Source organism: Novosphingobium sp. ZN18A2, from assembly GCF_036784765.1.
GTDB lineage: Bacteria > Pseudomonadota > Alphaproteobacteria > Sphingomonadales > Sphingomonadaceae > Novosphingobium.
The window spans coordinates 1,845,087-1,864,797 of sequence record NZ_CP136651.1 but is presented as its reverse complement, the minus strand read 5'-3'; the positions used below and the strand labels follow the sequence as shown (position 1 = coordinate 1,864,797).

General features: G+C 64.1%; 10 protein-coding genes and 1 tRNA gene. 3 read left to right on the top strand and 8 right to left on the bottom strand.

The window, feature by feature from the left end:
* Positions 1-61 precede the first annotated feature (61 nt).
* Positions 62-136 (top strand) — tRNA-Asn (locus RXV95_RS08965).
* Between the two features lie 62 nt (positions 137-198).
* On the opposite strand, the gene RXV95_RS08960 is transcribed toward RXV95_RS08965, so the two are convergent.
* The 7 genes from RXV95_RS08960 to RXV95_RS08930 all read right to left on the bottom strand — a co-directional run bounded on the left by RXV95_RS08960 (position 199) and on the right by RXV95_RS08930 (position 16,985).
* Complete coding sequence (locus tag RXV95_RS08960; protein WP_338465710.1) at positions 199-846, bottom strand: FkbM family methyltransferase; 648 nt, start codon at positions 844-846, stop codon at positions 199-201.
* Between the two features lie 220 nt (positions 847-1,066).
* Positions 1,067-4,201 (bottom strand): CHAT domain-containing protein, encoded by a 3,135-nt coding sequence (locus tag RXV95_RS08955; protein ID WP_338465709.1) that lies wholly within the window; start codon positions 4,199-4,201, stop codon positions 1,067-1,069.
* A complete protein-coding gene (locus RXV95_RS08950; RefSeq protein WP_338465708.1) occupies positions 4,198-11,325 on the bottom strand; it encodes a hypothetical protein in 7,128 nt (2,375 codons plus the stop codon). Before RXV95_RS08950 ends, RXV95_RS08955 begins: the two co-directional genes overlap by 4 nt.
* On the bottom strand, positions 11,322-13,082 hold the full coding sequence (locus RXV95_RS08945) for a ShlB/FhaC/HecB family hemolysin secretion/activation protein (RefSeq protein WP_338465707.1): 1,761 nt from the start codon (positions 13,080-13,082) through the stop codon (positions 11,322-11,324). The genes RXV95_RS08950 and RXV95_RS08945 overlap by 4 nt, the downstream gene beginning before the upstream one ends.
* A gap of 205 nt (positions 13,083-13,287) precedes the next feature.
* A complete protein-coding gene (secA, locus tag RXV95_RS08940) occupies positions 13,288-16,011 on the bottom strand; it encodes a preprotein translocase subunit SecA (protein WP_338465706.1) in 2,724 nt (907 codons plus the stop codon).
* Positions 16,012-16,134: 123 nt separating this feature from the next.
* Positions 16,135-16,434, bottom strand: coding sequence for a hypothetical protein (locus RXV95_RS08935; protein WP_338465705.1), 300 nt, complete (start codon positions 16,432-16,434; stop codon positions 16,135-16,137).
* A gap of 62 nt (positions 16,435-16,496) precedes the next feature.
* On the bottom strand, positions 16,497-16,985 hold the full coding sequence (locus tag RXV95_RS08930) for an energy transducer TonB (protein ID WP_338465704.1): 489 nt from the start codon (positions 16,983-16,985) through the stop codon (positions 16,497-16,499).
* A gap of 268 nt (positions 16,986-17,253) precedes the next feature.
* Here RXV95_RS08930 and argJ point away from each other — a divergent pair, with 268 nt between their 5' ends.
* Together argJ and RXV95_RS08920 are read left to right on the top strand one after the other, a co-directional pair.
* A complete protein-coding gene (gene argJ / locus RXV95_RS08925; protein WP_338465703.1) occupies positions 17,254-18,480 on the top strand; it encodes a bifunctional glutamate N-acetyltransferase/amino-acid acetyltransferase ArgJ in 1,227 nt (408 codons plus the stop codon).
* The gene (locus tag RXV95_RS08920; protein ID WP_338465702.1) at positions 18,477-19,298 is read left to right on the top strand and encodes an inositol monophosphatase family protein; all 822 of its coding nucleotides are present in this window, start codon (positions 18,477-18,479) and stop codon (positions 19,296-19,298) included. The genes argJ and RXV95_RS08920 overlap by 4 nt, the downstream gene beginning before the upstream one ends.
* A 15-nt stretch (positions 19,299-19,313) precedes the next feature.
* On the opposite strand, the gene trxA is transcribed toward RXV95_RS08920, so the two are convergent.
* Entirely contained in the window at positions 19,314-19,634 is a 321-nt protein-coding gene (gene trxA, locus RXV95_RS08915) for a thioredoxin (RefSeq protein ID WP_338465701.1), read from the bottom strand.
* Between the last annotated feature and the right edge of the window lie 77 nt (positions 19,635-19,711).

The following is a 19,711-nucleotide window of genomic DNA, read 5'->3' as shown; positions in this document are numbered from 1 at the left end:
GGCTCTTGCCAAACCGTTCCGCGCTGTTATAGGCGCACCCCTGCCCGGGAGACCGGGCTGCTCCCCGATAGCTCAGCGGTAGAGTAGGTGACTGTTAATCACTTGGTCGTTGGTTCGAATCCAACTCGGGGAGCCACTTTCTTCTTTTCCAGAATGGTTCCGTAAACGGAAAAACCAAAGCGGCCGATTACCGCGCCGCTATGTCTTGGCGCGCGCCGCATCCACGACCTCTCGAAAGAAGCGGATTTCGTGATCGGGAAAGGCCGATGCATGGATCGCCAGGCAATCGTGGCGGTCCCAGATCAGCGTATAATCCAGTTTCTCCAAACGGTTACGCAAAGTCGTGGAGCCATCACGGCTTAGATGAACGTGTTCGAAAAGCAGGATCGACGGAGTCCGGCTTTCCAGATCCAGCGATCCGATCACCACGTCGTCGTGCCCCTCCGTATCGACCACCAGAACGTCGGGCATGGCGCAATCCGTCTCTGCCAGCAGGCTGTCGAGCCGGCGCGTGACCACCGTGCGTTCAACAATGCGTTCTGCAAGGCCCGGCCGCGTTCCGGCGCGGCGCAGAATGGTGTCTTTCGAAAACGAACTGAGAACGTCGAATTCTCCGTCGACTTCGAAAAACGTTGCGGTTCCGTCGCTCTCGGCAACAGCGACTTCGGCAAACGCAAGCCCGTCGATATCCGCATAGGTCTGACGCAGCGCAGCATGTGCGCGGGGCAATGGCTCTACCAGCAGCCCCTGCCAGCGACCTTCCAGAATGAAGCGGTTTATCGGATCTGCTCGGCAACCATCATTGGCGCCGACCTGCACGAAACGAACGGTTCCCCTTTTGCGCATGAATTCTTCAAGAACATAATCCCGAACGCGCGCAAAAATGATCTTGGTGTTCCACGGTTCGCTGGTTCCGAACACCGATTCACTTGTAGTCGCAACGCTCACAACCATTGTCCCGCTTGATTTTCATGGCGAACACGCAGGACGACCGCCCTGTCGCGGCAAGTCACGCCCCCCTTCTTCGCGCGTGCCGATGCACGCGGAATTGCGCGAAGCCGATGACCTATTGCGACAGGACCGATGTACTGCGGCGCTGCGGTCCTTTAGCGGCCAATTGCGTTGCAGTATGCCCCTGTTTCGCGCTTGCCATGCCCTGTGCGTCGATCAGCGGTTTTGCGCCGTCGCCCAGGATGATGAACGCCGCCCAGTAGAACGGATGCGACGTATTGGGATCGTCCATCAGCTTTTCCTCGGCGTTTTCAAGCGCCTTGGCGAGCGGTTCGCCGGGTTTCGCGTCGATCAGGCCGCCAATCAGGCGCGTGGTCGCGTTGAAATCGTCCGGCACTGGCCAGTGGCTGGCGACCACCGTGCGCGCACCCGCGCCTACGAACGCGCGCACCAGGCCGTCCAGCGCATAGTTGCCGCCGGTGGTCACGCCCGCTTCACGGCTGGCCGCCACCGATGCCTGCCCGGCGGTATCGCAGGCGGAAAGGATCACAAGGTCGGCGTCCAGTTTCAGATCGAACACTTCCTTGAACGAAAGCAGCCCGTCCGACTTGCCCTTGCCGAAACTGGTCACAAGCGCCGGCCGCGCGGGGCAATCGGGGCGCGGTGCGGTAACCAGCCCGTGCGTCGCGAAATGCAGGATGCGATACTGGTCAAGCTGCTTGTCGCCATCCAGCTCGGTATCGCTGAACTGCGCGTCGGTGCGCACCTCGCTCAACCCCTTGGTCAGCTTCTTCTCCGCGAAATAGAGCTCGTTCGCGGAAATCGGGTGTTGCCACAGGGCAAGCGGCCATTCGCACTCCGTCGCCACCGCTGCCACCGGGCGGAAGGCCGGCACCGCATTGTGCCCCAGCCCCAGATAATTGCGCGGCGCCGACGACCGGCCAAGCTTGCGAATATCCATGAACCCGCGCGGGCTGACCGCGATGGAAATCTCGCGCCCACGTGCCAGCCAGTCGATCCCGGTAAAGTTGAACGGGTCGCCATCCGGCTTCGCGCTCTCTTCCTTGTAATGCGCGATTCCCCTGTCGGTCGTGACAAGAACCGAAGGCGGCAGCTGCAGCATCGCGGCATCGGGTTCGAAAATCAGGTGACGGATGGCCGGCACGTCGCCACCAATCGGATCGAACAACGAATGATAGAGCGCGCGGCTGCTGTCGAGATCGAACGGGTAGTTGACCTGCTGGCCGTTTTCCACCGTCACCACGCTGTCGCGGATTGTCTGGACCTGCTTGGCCAGTTCTTCGCGCGTCAGCGGAATCTTGAACAGCTTTGCACTGTCGGGCGTGATGAACAGCGTATAAAGTTTATCGCCCACCGCCATCATCTTGTAATAGGCCTCGCCGGCGTAAAGCGACTTTTGCAGGTCCGACAGCGCAACGCGTTGCGGGGCCAGCACCTTGTAACGCGGATAGGCGGCCAGTTTCGCTACCAGCGCGGTCTGGTCCTGCTTCAGCGAGGCAAGCGTTTCCTGGGCCGAGCGAAGGTTGTCGAGATCCTGCGATGTCGGGTTCTCTATCGCGGAAATCTGCGACACTTCGCCTTCCGTGCGGGCAATCTCGCGGCTGCGCACCAGCGACAGGCGGAACAGCGATGCCGCCTCGTCATTCCCTTGCGAAAACTCGCGCGCCAGAATGGCCTGGGTCTGCGCAACGCCGGGCCGTTGCAGAACCTGCGATGCTTCGAACATCGCGCCCGCAGACGCCTGATCGGGATTGGCTGCAAGCAGATCGAAATAAGGCGCAAGAAGCTGGCGCAAGGCCGGGCCGCTGTCTGTCACGTCCGCACTGGCGGCGACCACCGATGCATAGAGCGCCTTTGCCTGGTCGGTCTTGCCCGTGCGCCCCAGGAAGGCCGCCTTGCGGGCCTGCGCGGCAAGCAGCGCAGGGGATTGCGGATAGGCTTCCCCGATCAACGAGATGGCGTTGTCGTAATCACTTTCCGCCTCGCCCGCATGGCCCTGCTTCTCTGCAATCAGGGCCAGTTCCATGCTGATTTCCGAACGGAGCCAGTTGACCGAGACGACGCGGCCATCGCGGACGGAATCTATCTGCGCTTCGGCTTTATTGAACTTGTCGGTTGCCGCCGCGTCCTTGCCTTCCATGCGGTCTGCCGTCGCGGCAAGCGACAGGCCCTGCGCATCAAGGATCACCGCGCGTTCGACGCGGGTAAGCCCGGTATCGACGCCGCCAATCCTTTGCAGGGAAACGTTTTCCCGGTTGATCTGGTCGGAAAGCGGCGTGTTGATATAGCCGTCCTTAAGCCCGTTCTCATCGAAATCGGCATTGACCGGGATGACAGGCGCGGCCAGCGCCTTGCGCGCGCCATCGGGGTCGCGCTGGTTGAGCGCATTGATCGCGCGGTAGTTGCGGATCAGCCGCTGCGTAACGCCATCGTTGCGCGCCAGCACTTCGGTTGCCGACTGGAACAGGCGTTCCGCGCCCGAAAAATTGCCCAGGTTGGATTGTTGCAGTCCCTGGTTGGCAATGGCCTCTGCCGCGGTGCGCGAATCGCCGCGCTGACGCGACGCGAGCGTTTCGAAGAACTCGCTCGATTCCGCGAAGCTGCCACCGTTGTTACGCTGATAACCTTCGTCGCGGATATCCACCTTGTCCAACTGCCCCGCCTGCACGCGGGCGAAGGCGGCCGGATCGGTAACTTCGGTTGTGGCCACCCGGATCGTTCCCGGTATCGCGCGATCCTTCACCACGCTTGCCAGCGCAAGGCGCAAGGCCGGATCGTAACCGGCAAGCCCTTCGACCAGGTAGGTAACGCCCCCGCGCCTCACCAGATAGCGTTTGTAATCCAGTTTCGATTTCGGATCGCGGCAGGTCGCCGCCGAAACACCGCCCAGATTGTCGATTTTATCCACGCTCGATGCACTGCACGTGTAATCGGCACCTGGCATCGCGCTGGGCGCCGTGTCGATATCTACCGGATTGCGCACCGCGATCATCGTGCCCACCACCCCGGCGGCGTCGCGGCAGCTGATCCGGTAACCGCGATCGAACATCGTGACGAGCCGCTTGTCGAGCGGCGCGTTCTGCGCGGTGCACAGCACGCCGGCGTTGCCGATGCGGAAGCTGTTGCGGATCGAAAGCGGTCCGCTGTCGCGCGCATGGGCTGGCGCGGAAAAGGCTGCTGCCGCGGCAAGGACGGCAAGGCTTGCGCCTGTCAGGGACCGACGGATCACTGTGAGTCTCCTTGCGGCGAACCCTGCGGCGGATGCCCCGTGCCGATCAGCGCGGGATTGCCGCTGCCGGTCAACGGTTCGGTGATCAGAAGCGGCGGGGTTAGCGGCCGCGTATCGATCAGCGGTGCCGGCGGCGCGATCGCAGAGCTGGAAATCGCCGCCGCCGCTTCGGATTCGCTGCGCTGCTCTTCGGCGTTTTCGCCGCGCTGGCCGCCTGCGCCATCCTGCATGTCTCCGCCCGGAGAGCTTCCGAACGGTTCTTCGCCAAGGCGATCGACGGACAGCAGCTTGATCTGGCTGGATATGGAAACCTGCGGATCGGCGATGGTGCAGATCCCGGTGTCGATCGCGCAGCCATTGAACGTGCTGCCTGCCGCGAAGCTGGCAAGATTCGTGTTCGGATCGTTGACCAGCAGATCGACTGCGCGGTTCGCCAGAACCAGCCCGGTGTCCGTTACGAATGCGCCGTTGATAATCACCGAAATACCGCCCGGCGTTGTCGTGGAAGGCAGGCTTATGCCGCCCGTCCCGCTGCCGAATGCCGTGACGAAACCGGCGGGAATGAAGCTGGACCCGGTGTTCTGTATGTACAGCGTCTGCGTCGGGTAAAGATCGAACTGAAGCGCGTTGAACACGCCTTCGGGCCGCTCCACGCCGGTCGGTGCGTTCAGATCGCGGAAGCGCCCGGTATAGAACGGATCGTTGCGCAGCTTGTCCAGAATGGAGCCGCTGGCGACGTGGATATAATCCGCCTGAACATAAAGGATGCCGCCCAGGTTTCCGCTGCCGTCATCGATGCGGACCGATCCCGTCGCAGCGTTCACCTCGAACAGCGAGGTATAAAATTCCAGATAATTCGTGGGCAGGAAGCCGGTCGCGGTGATATTGCCTGACACGCGGATCGTCCCGCCGGGCACGAGTTGCGACGAATCTCCCGTCGTGAAGACGACCGAACCGTTGGGATCGTCAATCGTGCTGCCGGACAGCGGGCCGGTAATCGTCAGGTCGCCGATGGTCATGTCCGTGGCGAGTGACGGGTTGTCCGGCGCAAAAACATAGACCGAGCCGCTGTTGATCAGCGCCCATTCGCTGTTCGAAAGCGCATAACCGGTGCCAGGCGTCAGCCCGTCTCCGATGAACATGCCTGCGGGGTTGATCGATTGCAGCGAGATCGCGCCGCTGACGCCCGCGGCAAGTCCGCCCGGCAAACCGACCGCCGCATTGCCCGGCCGGATATCGATATCGTTCGACGTGATGTACATCAGCGGCGAGGACCACTGCGCTCCCACGGTCACCAGTCCGCCGGAATAGACCGACAGGTCGGAAGCGGCATTCACCAGCCCCGCAGAGAAGTCTCCGTCCGCATATCCATAGAGCGACAGGGTGGCGACCGGACCGTTGATCGCGGTGGAGCCACCGGAAGTTGTATAGACGAAACCGTTCAGCGCGCCGATTCCGCCGGTCGCAATGTCAGAAAAGGCATCGATATTCACATCGGTGGCGGACGTGATGTTCCCGGTGGACACACTCCCGCCGGTGGAGGAAAGCCCAACGGACCCGCCGTTGATTGCGCCAGTCACGATACCCGACACGGCATCAATGTTCACGGCCCCGGTGGCCGCGATGTCACCCGTCGATACGCCCCCGCCGGTGGAGGAAAGCCCGACGGTCCCGCCGCTGATTGCGCCGGTCACGATACCCGACACGGCATCGATGCTTACGCCGGTGGCGGCCGCGACGTTACCCGTCGATACGATCCCTCCGGTGGAGGAAAGCCCAACCGACCCGCCATTGATCGCTCCGGTCACGATGCCCGACACGGCATCGATGCTCACGCCGGTGGCGGCCGTGATATCGCCGGTGGATACACTTCCGGCGCTGGACGAAATACCTACCGACGAACTGTCTATCGCGCCGGTGGAAATCGAATTCGTCGCCGTCAGCGTCACAACACCGCCCGGTGACGCGATCGCGCCGGTCGCTATCGCACCGGGCGACTGGATCGCCACATTGCTGACGGCAAGATCCCCCAACGTCACATCGCCGCCAAGCGACTGGACGGTCAGGTCATTTCCCCCGGTCACATTGCCGAACATGATCGATCCCGGCGCCTGCAGCACTGTGTTCGTGCCAAGATCCAGGTTGGCATAGCTGAGCATGTTCGCGGCGGACGTGAACACGGCGGAGTTCGCATGGACAGTGCCGGCCAGCGCGGGCGCCGTGGCGGGCAAAATCCAGTCGCTGCCCGCAATGGTCAGCGCGTTGGTTACGTAAAGGTCGGAGGTATCCATCGCCAGTTGCACGGCGCTTGACGTGCCGAACGTCAGATAATCGGCGACGTTGAACTGGCTGTTGGTGATGTCGATCGCGCTGAACAGCGTGGAGGCACTGGCCGTTCCCGCATATGCGGAAAGGTCCAGCGCACCGACATTCGCCGTGCTGTTGAGCGCCTGGATCGTCAGCGCGCCGCCCAGATCGTTCGACAGGCCAGCGGTCGAGCCGGTTCCCGCCGTGGCGTTGCTCTGGCCCAGCACAAGCCCGGCGTTCAGCGTTCCCGGCTGGTTCGCATGAAGCGCGCGACTGGTGACGACCGCCGCTATGCCGCCGCCGTTGCCGATGGTCGCATCGCCGCCGGTGCCCGCGGCAAGGCCAGTGCCGCCGTTGCCGCCGATTGCATTGGCGCTCATGCTCGTATCGCCGGTGATCGTAACGGGCGATCCGCTCGCAAGCAGGGTCACGCCGCCGCTGGTCGCCTGCGCGGAACCGCCCGCGCCGCCGTTGCCGGTGGACGTGGCGCCGGTGCCACCGTTGCCGCCCGCACCGCCAACCGCGTCGGCGAATGCATTGACCGAGCCGAACGTGGCCGAACCGGTATTCGCCACCGAATCGAACGCGCCGCTTTCGGTACCGAACTGCACGGCGCCGTTGATTGCGTTGCCACCCGCACCGCCAGGGCCGCCCGCACCCACGGAGCCCGAATATCCATCGCCGCCCGCGCCGCCGGCACCAGTCGCCGAAAGAAACACGGTGCCGATGTCGATAGACCCGCTTCCGGCCGATCCCAGCGCGACGGCGCTGCCGCCGACCGCATCGCCTCCGGCACCACCGGCGCCACCAGGCGCACTTCCGACGCCGCCCAGTCCGCCTTGAGCGTCGGCCAGCACCTGCACATCGGCAAGGGTTACCGTCGCCGGGCCGTTGTCCGAATTTTGCGTGACGATAGCGGCCTGCCCGCCTGTCGCGCTTCCTCCGTTTCCGTCGGATAGAGACGAACCGCCCCGCGCGCTTGCATCGACCAACGCGGTGCCCAGAACGAGCGATCCGTTATTTGCGGAAATCGTGGCCAGGCCGCCGGTGCCGCTGCCTCCCGCACTGCCGTCTGAGCCGGTGCCCTGCGACACAACGCTGAGCACACCGCCTACCGTGGCAGAGCCGGCGCCCGGCGTCGCCGCCTGGTCACCGTCGACACCGAAAAAGGCATTGCCGCCCACGCCGTTGCCGCCGCCCCCGACGCCAGCCATTACGGCGCTGCTGCCGCTCGCCGTTATATTGGCGTTCCCGGTGATCGTGGCATCGGCATCCCACATCAGAAATTGCGATGTGCCGCCGGTGCCCGTGCCGCCAATACCTGCTGCCGAATAAGGATCGCCGCCGACGCCGCTGGCATCGCTGTCCACATTGCCGTTCACGACCAGCGAACTGCCGCCGCTGCCGAATATCCGGCTGAGCCCGCCCGTGCCCGAACTTCCGGTTCCCGCCCCATCGCTCGTGCCGCCGACGGCCCCCGCCCCCAGCGAAACATCGCCGTTGAAGGTCAGCGTGAAACCGCCGGTCGCATCCAGCTCGACCGTGCCGCCAAGCCCGTCTCCGCCAAGTCCGCCAGTGATGGCGCCCATGCCGGCAAGACCATAGGCATCCGCCAGAAGTGGGCCGTTTACGGTTACATCGCCGCCTTGTGTGGATATCCGCGTTGTGCCGCCCGTGCCGCTGCCGCCATTGCCGGTATCCGTTGCATAGCCGCCATATCCGGTCGTTGTCATGGTGACGGGATTGGTTCCGTCACCCACGGTAATCGATCCCGCGCCGGTGCCGGCGGCGGTTGCGATCAGGGCCTGGCCGCCTGTGCCGTTGCCGCCATTCCCGTCCGTACCGGAAGCGCCGCCAATACCCTGCGCCGACATGCTGAGCTGGCCGGTAACCTGGTTTGCCCCGCCGACCGCACCGATAGTTACGGTGCCGCCAATGCCGCTGCCGCCGTCTGACGCGCCGCCCAGCGAATCGCCTGCGCCGCCACGACCGTCGGCCGTGAGGGTTACGGTCGTCGCGTTGATGGTGATCCCGCCCGGATCGTTGACGGTTATGCTGGCATTGCCGCCGGTTCCCGTTCCGCCCGCCAGCGACCCGACATCGAAATTGTCGCTGCCCACGCCAGAGGCCTGAAGATTCACATTGCCGGTGATCGCGATGCTGCCGCCGGTATCCTGCGAGATCGAGGCGATGCCGCCCGTCCCGTTGCCTCCACCCGCGCCGCCTGACGCATCGGAATAGAATACGCCGTCCGCATAGGCGTTGAAGTCACCGTTGATCGTCGCTGTGCCGCCATTCGTGACGACAAGGCTCGCCTCGCCGCCCTGCGTCGAGCCGTCCTGTCCGGTAGCTCCATACCCGATATTGCCGTAACCGTAGGCATAGAGAGACAGCCCGCCGAACGTGCCCGCCGTATAGCTGAAGTTGCCCGGCCCGTTGACGGCCACACCGGACAGGCCACCCGTGGCCGAACCGCCGACCAGACCGTATCCGCCCGTGGCCGACGTATCGATCGATGCGAACGAAAAGCCGTTCCCGTTGGGGCCAAGCGTCGTCGTGCCGTCCGGAACAAGAATCTGCGCGGTTCCGCCAAAGGAATCGCCGCCGGTTCCGGTCGTCTGCGCATCGCCGCCGTAAGACGATGCCTGCAAATTGACAAAGCCGTTCATGGTCAACTGGGCGCCGGTGCCGGTGCGCGTCGTCGCGATGCCGCCCTGCCCTGTTCCGCCGTTGAAATTGGCCGATCCGCCGCCGAATCCGCCCGCCGAAAGCGATGTGCCCTGGCTGGTGACGGTTGCCCCCGCGCCGACATCTATCGACGATGTGCCGCCCGTCCCCGATCCGCCGTCGCCGTTGGTGCCCTGGCCGGCATAGGCATCGCTGTAGAGATTGATCGACGCGAAGTTGATCGAATGCGCCGCCGCCGAAGTCTGCACCGTTGTCGTGCCGCCGGTGGCAGCACCTCCGTCAACCGCGCAGGTCACGCAGGTTCCGAAGCCACCGAATGCCGATGCCGAAAGGCTGGCCGTTCCCGAAACCGCGATATTGCCCGCGGTGCCCAGCGCAGCGATGCTTGCCGTGCCGCCTGTCGCCGCTCCCCCGACCGACCCGGGATCGCTGGACAGGTTGCTGTCCGCGTCGGCATCCATATTGATGTCGGACAGGACCAGCGATCCGCCATCCTGAACATAGGCCTGCGCAAGGCCGCCCGCCGTATTCTGTGACGATATTCCCTTGCCACTGGCACTGATCGTCGCCTGCCCGGCAACATTCACGGAGCCGCCGCCGGTTGCGTAGAGCGAGGCGGTTCCACCCGTTGCCGCCATGCCCAGCGGCAATGTGTCGCTTGCTGTCGAATCGACGGTTGCCGTGCCCGTAATCGAAATGCCCGATCCCGCGCCCGTCGCGCCCAGGCTGGCCGTGCCGCCGGTAAGCGCGCCATCGCCGTTCTTGTCGCCGGAAGCGGCAGCGGAAACCGTCGCGTTGCCGCCAACGATAATCGTGCCGCCGGTCTGTGCCAGAAGCGATGCCGTGCCGCCATCGTTGGCGAACCCGCCGTTCGCCACGCTGCTGTCCGTCGCAAGAGACAGGTTGCCGGTAACGGACAGCGTCCCGCCGCCCGACACGCGGGCCGTGGCGGAATTCGCGCCGATTGCCGCAAGGTCGGACGCAAAGCTGGTCGTCCCCGTGCCACTCAGCGCAAAGCTTGATCCTGCCGCTCTTACGGCGGATGTGAAGTCGATTGCGCCGCCGGCATTGCTGATGGAAATCGATCCCGGTGCGCCGCCACCGCCAACGCTGCCCGATACCGCTTCACCGGCAACGATGTCGTTCCCCGCCGAAAGGATCACCGCATTGCCTTGAACGTCCGCTGCCCCCGCGACGGCGAACCCAAGCTGGCTTCCCTGCGTGATGGCCAGGCCGATCGCGAAATTCTTGGGCACCGCCACCAGATAGACGCGATGGCTTGGCCCTGTAGGTGCTGCGGCCGGGCCGGTGATGCTGCCACCCTGCACCAGAACCGCATCCGGCCCGGAATCGGTGCCGACATCCACCTGGATATCGAACAGCCCATTGGTCGAAAACGTGATCGTCGCCGCCTGCGCGCCCACCAGCGCCGCGGACCCGTTCACGTTGATGGCGCCCTGGTGAACGATCCGCGGCGCAACCATCGCCACGTAAGACGATGCTGCGGTTGCCGTTATGCTCGCGCCGGTACGCGTGATGATGGACGCATTGACATTGGGCGCCTGCCCGAACGTAACCGTTCCGTTGGCCCCGCCGAAATCACCGGTGGTCGCGTTATACGCGATCGGCGAAGCGGAGAATCCCAGATTGCCGACATTCATCGTGGCAGTCGAATTGATCAGGAAACCGCTGGGCGAATAGAAAAACACCGTCCCGCCCGGCCCCGGCGCGTTGCCCGTCAACTGGCTGACGATGTTGCCGTCGAACTGGATCGCGCGCGTCTGGTCGGTCGGCAGGATGTTATTGAGAACGGTGAAGTTGGGATACAGCGCGCCGTCGCCCTGAAACGTCGCCGTCGTGCCCGCATTCTGGAACAGGATCGGGACGTTGGGATTCACCGCGTTGTCGGTGGGCGTCCAGTTGATCACGACGTTGCTGCTGCCCACCGTGACGTCGGTCGTCGTGCCAGTCGGCGTATCGATGGTGGCCGTGCCGGCAACGACCGAGCCCGATCCGTTGAACGACTGTGCCCTGGCCGCCGTAGTGCCGGCAGCCATCGAAACCGCGATGGCCAGCGTGGAAGCGACGGCGATATCCCTGTGGGTGCGATGCCGGTCGGTAGCCATCATTTGGTCCCCCAAGGCAGGAGTCTGGTCGTCAGCGAAATCAGGAAGCGCACGTCGCCGCGCTGCGCCTGAAAGCCCGCGTTTTCGATCGGCACAGCGATGTTGGCGTCGAGCCGGAAACGGTCCTTTATCGTGCTGCGGATGCCGCCACCGGCCGACACCAGGCGCTGGGCGCCCGGAACGCCCTTGTTCCAGACCCACGCCGCATCGACGAAGGTATAGGGCTGCACCGAGGAATCGGTGCCCTGCCGCAAGTTGAAGCGCGGACCGCGAAGCTCGAACGATCCGCCCACGCCGCTGTCGCCGGTAAGCGTGCCGGGATCATACCCGCGCCCGATGGTATAGTTTCCTGCCGAATATTCCTCGAAGCTGAGCAACGGCTTGAACGCATATTGCGCGCGCGGCAGCAGGGCGAATGCCAGCTTGTCGCCAGCGGCAACCTCGAACTCGCCCGAAGCGCGGACCACGGTGGCGCCGGGCGAACCGTCGAAGCGGCTGGTGGGTATCCCGCCTGCGGGACAGGTCGCCCCCACGCAGGTGCGGGTCGCATCGAGAAAATCGATCCCCTGCCGGACTTCCAGCGAACCGTTGACGTGCCAGCGCGGGGCGCGATGCCGCAGGTCGACCGCATCGAAATCGGCCCGTCCCCACAGCACGCGGACTTTGTCGCGCGTGAGCGGACCGATGAAATCGACGTTCTGGTTGACGAAATCGAACCCGCCCGAAAGCCACAGGTTTTCGCCCTGCGTGCGCTTTACCGGATACTTCGCGTAAAGCGTGGCGAACAACGTGCGCGCTTCCAGCGACGCGTTGACAGCCGTGCCGATGTCGGGCTTCGTCCACGCATAAGTGAACTGGCCGCCCACCACGAGCCCTTCCGACCCCGGCCGGAACTCGTGGTTGAGCTGCAGGATATGCTGCTCCTTGAAGTCGGACGTTGCGTAATACGAAACCGTCGTGACATCGCCCATGCCGGTAAGGCCGAACGCCTGTGCCCGGATCTGCCCGCCCCAGCGGCCCGTCGCCTTCGCGGCAAGATCCTGCACCGTCAGATCGACGACATAGGGCCGGCGCAGCACGGATACTTCGCCGATCAGGTCGCCGGGGTCGGTTCCGGCGGGCTTCAGCGTAAGGCGGACATTGTAGCCGGGCAGGTCACGCGCCAGCAAAAGATAGCGTTCGGCGCGGTAGCGGTTGAAAACCTCTTCCTCGGTAAGCCGGCCAAGGTAATCCTTCAGCTTGCGTTCCGCGCCCTTCGTTTCGCCCCGCGCCCGGATTGCGGTGATCCGCGCATAGAGCACCTCAAGCTTTACATGGCCGTTCTCGATCCGCTGGGTGGGCACTTCGACCGCGGCCAGATAGCCCTTGTTGCGCAGGATTGTGGCGGCGGCGTCGCGGATCTCGCAGATCACCGATACCGGCTGCGCCGATCCGGCAAACGGCTGCCACGCGGCAGACAGGTCGGCCGGTGCGATTTCCTTAAGGCCATGAAACTCAACGTCACTGATCGTGACGGTAATGTCCTTGAACTTGGGATCGGCCAGGGGACAGGGCGAACGCTCTATCCCGCCGGAAATGGAAAGACGCGGCGGCGCCTCGGCCGGAGCCTGGGTTATGCCCTGAAGCTCGTCCCGCGTGGGAATACCGCTTGCGGCCTGACCAAATGCAGGTGCCGGAAGCGCAGTTGAGGCCAGCGCGGAAACCGCGGCAAAAGCCGTCGCCTGGACAAGGCGGTCGCCCGCCGTCCCAATATGCCGCATTCTCTAGCCCCCCGACTATAATTTATGGTGCGGCCCGTTCTGTTATCGTTTTTTCGGAATTACCAATAGTTTGCGCGGGGTGTCAAACGCTGTTGCGAGCGATTTTCATTCTGGACAGGCGCGACTCGCACCAATCCGGCTCATTCGCGTCGCAGGAATTTTCCCGCCCCGATTCGCAACCGACCGGGGCGGGACGAATTCGGGGTCAGGCCATTGCGCCGTGGCAATGCTTGTATTTCTTGCCCGAACCGCACGGACAGGGCGCATTGCGGCTGATATCCATGCCCGCATAGGGATCGCCCTCGCCCGGCGCCGTCGCCACCTGCTTGCCCGGCGCGCCCATCATCGCCGCCGCACCGGGGACCGTTCCGGAATCGTCCTCTCCGGTGAACGGGTCGATGTGGCTGGTCAGGAAATCGGGCAGTTCGGGCAGTTCGAAATCCTCGGGCGGACGCATGCGGAACTCTGCCGTCATCAGGATGCGCGTAACGTCTTCGCGGATCGCTTCGATCATGCGTTCGAACAGGTTGAACGCCTCGCGCTTGTATTCGTTGATCGGCTGCTTCTGCGCATAGGCGCGCAGGAACACGACCTGACGCAGCGCATCGAGCGTGGAAAGGTGTTCCTTCCAGTGATGGTCGAGCCGTTCCAGCAGGACCGACTTTTCAAGCCCGCGCCACGTCGGCTCCTCTATCTCCGCGATCTTGCCGACCATCTTCTGGTCCGCCAGTTCCTGAAGGCGTTCTTCGATGATGTCGGGCGCCAGCGCGTCCTCGTTCATCCAGTCGTCGATCGGCGGCTGCAGGCCAAGGATGTCCTCTACCCGCTCCTTCAGTCCGTCGACATCCCACTGTTCGGGATAGGAACCCGGAGGGCAGGCCCCGCCCACCATCGCGTTGATCGTGTCGCGGCGCATATCCTCCACAACATCGTCGACGGCTTCGGAATCCATGATGTCCGCGCGCTGTTCGTAGATGACCTTGCGCTGGTCGTTCATCACGTCATCGTATTCGACAACCTGCTTGCGGATGTCGTAGTTGCGCGCCTCGACCTTCTTCTGCGCGGTCTCGATGGCCTTGGAAAGCCAGCGCGAACCGATCGCTTCGCCATCCTCGAGGTTGGCGTTCATCATCTTGGAGAACAGGGTGTCCGGCCCGAAGATGCGCAGCAGGTCGTCTTCCAGGCACAGGTAGAATTTAGACAGGCCCGGATCGCCCTGACGGCCCGACCGGCCGCGAAGCTGGTTGTCGATACGGCGGCTTTCGTGGCGTTCGGTGCCGATCACGCAAAGCCCGCCTGCATCGAGCACGCGCTGCTTTTCCGCGCCGACTTCGGCCTTGATCTTCTCGATCGCCGCGTTGCGCTCCGGCCCTTCGGGCATTTCGTCCAGTTCGTCCTCGGTGCGGAACTCGACGTTGCCGCCCAACTGGATGTCGGTGCCGCGACCGGCCATGTTGGTGGCGATCGTCACCGCGCCAAGCCGCCCGGCCTGTGCCACGATATGCGCTTCCATCTCGTGGAAGCGGGCATTCAGCACGTTATGCTTCACGCCTTCCTTGTTGAGGAAGTCCGACAGCAGTTCCGATTTCTCGATAGACACCGTGCCGACGAGAACCGGCTGCCCCTTCTCGTTCTTCTCGCGGATCAAGCGGGCAATGGCGGAAAACTTGTCGAGCGTGTTCTTGTAGAACTCGTCTTCCTCGTCGACGCGCTGGATCGGCACGTTGGTGGGAATGGTGACGACGTTCATCTTGTAGATGTCGTAAAACTCCGCCGCTTCCGTGGCGGCGGTGCCCGTCATACCCGATAGCTTGGGATACATGCGGAAATAGTTCTGGAAGGTGATCGAGGCCATCGTCTGGTTCTCGGGCTCGATCTTCACGCCTTCCTTCGCCTCCACCGCCTGGTGCAGGCCGTTCGACCAGCGGCGGCCGTCCATCATGCGTCCGGTGAACTCGTCGATGATGACGACCTTGTCGTCCTTCACGATGTAGTCGATGTCGCGCTTGAACATGACCACGGCCTTCATCGCCTGGTCCAGATGGTGAACCACCTGCGTGTTCTCGACATCGTAGAGGTTCGATCCGACCAGCAGCCCGGCGTCCTCGAGCATACGCTCGACCTTTTCGACGCCGTCTTCGGTGAGCATCACGCTCTTCTGCTTTTCGTCCTTTTCGTAATCTTCCTCGTCCAGCCGCTTCACCACGGCGTCGACCGCGATGTAGAGGTCGGACTTGTCGTCGGTCGGCCCGGAAATGATCAGCGGCGTGCGCGCCTCGTCGATCAGGATCGAGTCCACCTCGTCGACGATGCCGAAGTTGAACGGCCGCTGCACCTGCTGGCTGCGTTCGTGCTTCATGTTATCGCGCAGGTAATCGAACCCGAACTCGTTGTTGGTGCCGTATGTGATGTCGGAGTGATAGGCCTCGCGCCGCTGCTCCTCGTTGAGGTCGGGCACGATCACGCCCACCGTCAGGCCCAGGAAGCGGTGCAACTGCCCCATCCATTCCGCGTCGCGCCGGGCAAGGTAATCGTTCACGGTAACGACGTGGACGCCCTTGCCGGCCAGCGCGTTCAGGTATGTCGCCAGCGTGGCGACCAGCGTCTTGCCTTCGCCCGTGCGCATCTCTGCAATCTCGCCCCGGTGGAGCACGATGCCGCCCACCATCTGCACATCGAAGTGGCGCATGCCCAGCACGCGGCGCGAAGCCTCGCGGCAGGTCGCAAAGGCTTCGGGCAGGATATCGTCGAGCGTCTTGCCCTCATCCAGCATGGCGCGCAGCTTTGGCGTCTGCGCGGCCAGCTCGTCGTCCGACATGGCCTCCAGTTGCGGTTCGAAGGACGCGATCTGGATGACGACCTTGTTGAGCGATTTGACGTAACGGTCGTTGGACGACCCGAAAATGGCCTTGGCGACGTTGCCGAGCATGGGCGGATTCCCTGTCTGAACGAATATGGTCTGAACGGATATGCGGTGATGCGCCGGAGCCGCGCGACCCGCAGGCCATGCGCATTCCGGCAGAATAACGAATCTGGGAACGTGCGCGGCGCGCTATTCGCGGGCGCGGTCAGTCAGCGCGAAACCGCTGCCCGACGGCACGCGGAAAGCGGGCGCAAGGCCGACATTGCGAACCTTGCGAAGCGCAGCCTGCGACCGGCGCGGAACCGCCTGCAGGACAATCGCCTGCTCGGCCTCGGCGGATTCTGCCGCGCCAAGAACGTGCCCGGCGACTTCGGCAGGCGAATTCGCAAGCGCCACCTGGGGCGCGGAGACGCCCGAAATCAGCGCAAGAAGGGCAAGCAGCAAACGCATTACGCACGGCAGATAGGGACTGCGGCGCGCTTCGTCCATGAAGAAACGCGCGTCGTCGCGGATTTGCCCGCTATGTCAGCGCCGGTAATGCAGCCCCTGCGTCAGCGCAGGCAACGCGCAAGCGCGACCATGCCGATCGTCTGGGCGCGTTCCCCCTTCCAGACCGGAACGCAATAAGCGGGCGCGATAAGCCGGCGATCGATCGACGCCAGCACTTCCGGCCCGCCGTCTGCCGGAAGAACCCAGCGCACCGTATTTGCATAGGTGCCGGCAACGGGTTTTCCGTTCTTTCCGGTGGCAGGCGTGAAATGCGCGCGCTGCGAGATCAGGCGGCACGTCGCCTCGTCAAGCGAAGGCTCACCGCTGCCCTTCGTGACCGAACAGCCCGTGGGCGTGCCACTGGCATCGACCTGCAGCGAGAACTGGACGGCCCCCTCTTTCCCCGCCTTCAACGCGGCGGCGGGATAGTCTCCGGGCGTGATCCACGCGCCCGGATTGCCTGCGGGCTTTGGCCCGGTTGGCGCAGCGGCAAGCGCGGGTGAGGCGGCAAGAAGGGCAATCAGGGGCGCGACCAGCAGTTTCTTCGTCATTCCAACTCCAGTTCCGGCTCATTTATCGCGAGCCCGGGTTCGTTCGGGGGATTCGTCTCCCAAGGTCGCAGCCGGACAAGGCCCGGGCACGCGACCAACGCACAGACCGCGCGCCGGGCGCGACCGCGAAAGTCCAGTTCGGCATAACCGTGCCATCGCCAGCGCGCGACATAAAGTTACCGTCCTGTCAGAAACGGATGCCTACCGTCCTCGCCCGCAAGTGCAAGCCGCTTGCCCGCGCGGCGGACGGGGGCTAACCGCGCAAGCCATGTCCGATACCGTTTCCCCGCTCGCCACGCCCTTCCCCGCGATCCCGCCGATTGCCGGCGTAACGCCGCGCATCGCACGCGCCGGATACAAGGACTGGGGCCGCTGCGACCTTACCTTTGTCGAACTGGCCGAGGGGACAAGCGTCGCCGGCGTGTTCACGCGCAACGTATGCTGTTCATCCGAAGTGGAAACGGGCCGCGACAACGTGAAGCAGGGCAAGGCGCGCGCGCTGGTGGTGAATGCGGGCAACTCCAACGCCTTTACCGGCTATCGCGGGCGCGAGGCGGTTGAGGCGATCATGGCGCAGGTCGCCGGCCGGATCGGTTGCCCGCAGGAACAGGTGTTCGTCTCTTCCACCGGGGTAATCGGCGTGCCGCTGCCCAAGGACAAGGCGCGTGCCGGACTGGATGCGGTATTCACCGCGTCCGAATGTTCGTGGGAAGAAGCCGCCGCGACGATCTCTACCACCGATACCTTCCCCAAGGGCGCGGTGGCGACAGCCATGGTCGGCGGAAAGACGGTAACGATCGGCGCGATCATCAAGGGTTCGGGCATGATCGCACCCGACATGGCAACGATGCTGGGCTATCTTTTCACCGACGCGGCCGTAGAGCCCGCCTTCCTGCAAACGGTGCTTTCAGCCGCGAACCGGCGCACGTTCTCGTGCATCACGGTCGACAGCGATACGTCCACCAGCGACACCGTACTGGCCTTCGCGACGGGCAAGGCGGGCAATGCCCCCCTCTCCTCGTTCGACGACGACGGCGCCGATGCCTTTGCTGCGGCAGTCGGCGACGTGTGCCGCCAGTTGGCCCACCTTGTCGTGCGTGATGGCGAAGGGGCGCAGAAGTTCATCGCCATTTCGGTAAGCGGTGCGACAAGCGACGAGAGCGCCCGCAAGGTCGGCCTCGCCATCGCCAATTCGCCGCTGGTGAAGACCGCCATCGCCGGAGAGGACGCCAACTGGGGCCGCGTGGTCATGGCCGTGGGCAAGGCCGGCGAACCGGCGGACCGCGACAGGCTGTCCATCGGCTTCGGCGGCATCTGGGCGGCGAAGGAAGGGCAGCCGCTTGCCGATTATGACGAAGCGCCGGTTGCCGCGCACCTGAAGGGGCAGGACATCACGATAGAGGTCGATCTTGGCCTTGGCGATGGACGCGCAACCGTGTGGACCTGCGACCTGACGCACGGCTACATCTCGATCAACGCGGACTATCGCAGTTGACCAACCGGCGCCCGACCGACGCGCTGGACAAGGCGGTCCACGCGCTGATGCGCGACGCGGCTGAACGGGCGATCCTGCCGCGTTTCAGGACGCTCGACGATGCGGAAGTGATGCACAAGGCGGTTGACGATGTCGTCACGATTGCCGACCGCGACGCCGAAGCGATCCTTACCGAAGGGCTTGGCAGGCTGCTGCCCGAAGCCGCGATCGTTGGAGAGGAAGCCGCGCACGCCGATCCATCGCTGATGAACCGCCTGGGCGACGATCTTTGCTGGATCGTCGATCCGCTGGACGGCACCAACAACTTCGCCGCCGGCAAGGCGCCGTTCGGTATCCTCGTCGCCCTTGCGGAACGCGGCGTGGCCGTTTCGGGCTGGATCTATGACGTGTTGACCGGTCGCTTTTGCCACGCTCATCGCGGCATGGGTGCTTTCGTCAATGCCGAACGCACCGCGGCCCGCACCACGGGGCAACAGCCGCCGGTGGCCGGGATCAGCCTGCTGTTCATGGACGATGCCAAGCGCGAAGCGATGAAACGCCATATCGCACCGTTCTATACGCTGGTGGACATACCGCGCTGCGCCGCCGAACAATATCCGCGGCTGGCGCTGGGCGTGAACGACGTTTCGATCTTCGAACGCACGTTGCCCTGGGACCATGCCGCCGGTGCGCTGTTCGTCAACGAAGCGGGCGGCAAGGTCGCGCGGATGGACGGCAGCGATTACCGTGTCGACGAAGACCGCAAGGGCCTGATCGGCGCCGCCTCACCCGCATTGTGGAACGATCTGGCGCAAAGGCTGCGCCAGATCGAATCCTGATTTGCCGGAAGTGGCTTAGAGCTCGCTCTCAAGCCATTGCTTGAGCTGGCTTTTCGGCGCGGCGCCCAGCTTCTGCGCCACCGGCTTGCCATCCTTGAACAGCACCATAAGCGGAATCGACTGCACGCCGATCTCGCCCGGCACGCCGGGATTTTCCATGATGTCCATCTTGGCGATGGTCACCTTCTCCGCCAGTTCGTCCGAGATTTCTTCCAGCGACGGGCCGATCATCTTGCACGGGCCGCACCAGTCCGCCCAGAAATCCACCAGAACGGGCTTGTCCGCCTTCAGGACGTCTTCTTCGAAGCTGGCATCGGTAACGGGCTTGGTGGGCATGGGAAACTCCTTCGATGTCTTTGCCTGCTATGTAAGCCCGGTGCGGGCGGGCGCAACAGGCGCGCGTGAAAAGCATT

Excerpts from the sequence above, each read along its gene's own strand:
- RXV95_RS08960 (WP_338465710.1), bottom strand. The coding sequence starts at position 846 with ATGCGCAAAAGGGGAACCGTTCGTTTCGTGCAGGTCGGCGCCAATGAT.
- RXV95_RS08950 (WP_338465708.1), bottom strand. The coding sequence starts at position 11,325 with ATGATGGCTACCGACCGGCATCGCACCCACAGGGATATCGCCGTCGCT.
- RXV95_RS08945 (WP_338465707.1), bottom strand. The coding sequence starts at position 13,082 with ATGCGGCATATTGGGACGGCGGGCGACCGCCTTGTCCAGGCGACGGCT.
- secA (WP_338465706.1), bottom strand. The coding sequence starts at position 16,011 with ATGCTCGGCAACGTCGCCAAGGCCATTTTCGGGTCGTCCAACGACCGT.
- RXV95_RS08935 (WP_338465705.1), bottom strand. The coding sequence starts at position 16,434 with ATGGACGAAGCGCGCCGCAGTCCCTATCTGCCGTGCGTAATGCGTTTG.
- RXV95_RS08930 (WP_338465704.1), bottom strand. The coding sequence starts at position 16,985 with ATGACGAAGAAACTGCTGGTCGCGCCCCTGATTGCCCTTCTTGCCGCC.
- argJ (WP_338465703.1), top strand. The coding sequence starts at position 17,254 with ATGTCCGATACCGTTTCCCCGCTCGCCACGCCCTTCCCCGCGATCCCG.
- trxA (WP_338465701.1), bottom strand. The coding sequence starts at position 19,634 with ATGCCCACCAAGCCCGTTACCGATGCCAGCTTCGAAGAAGACGTCCTG.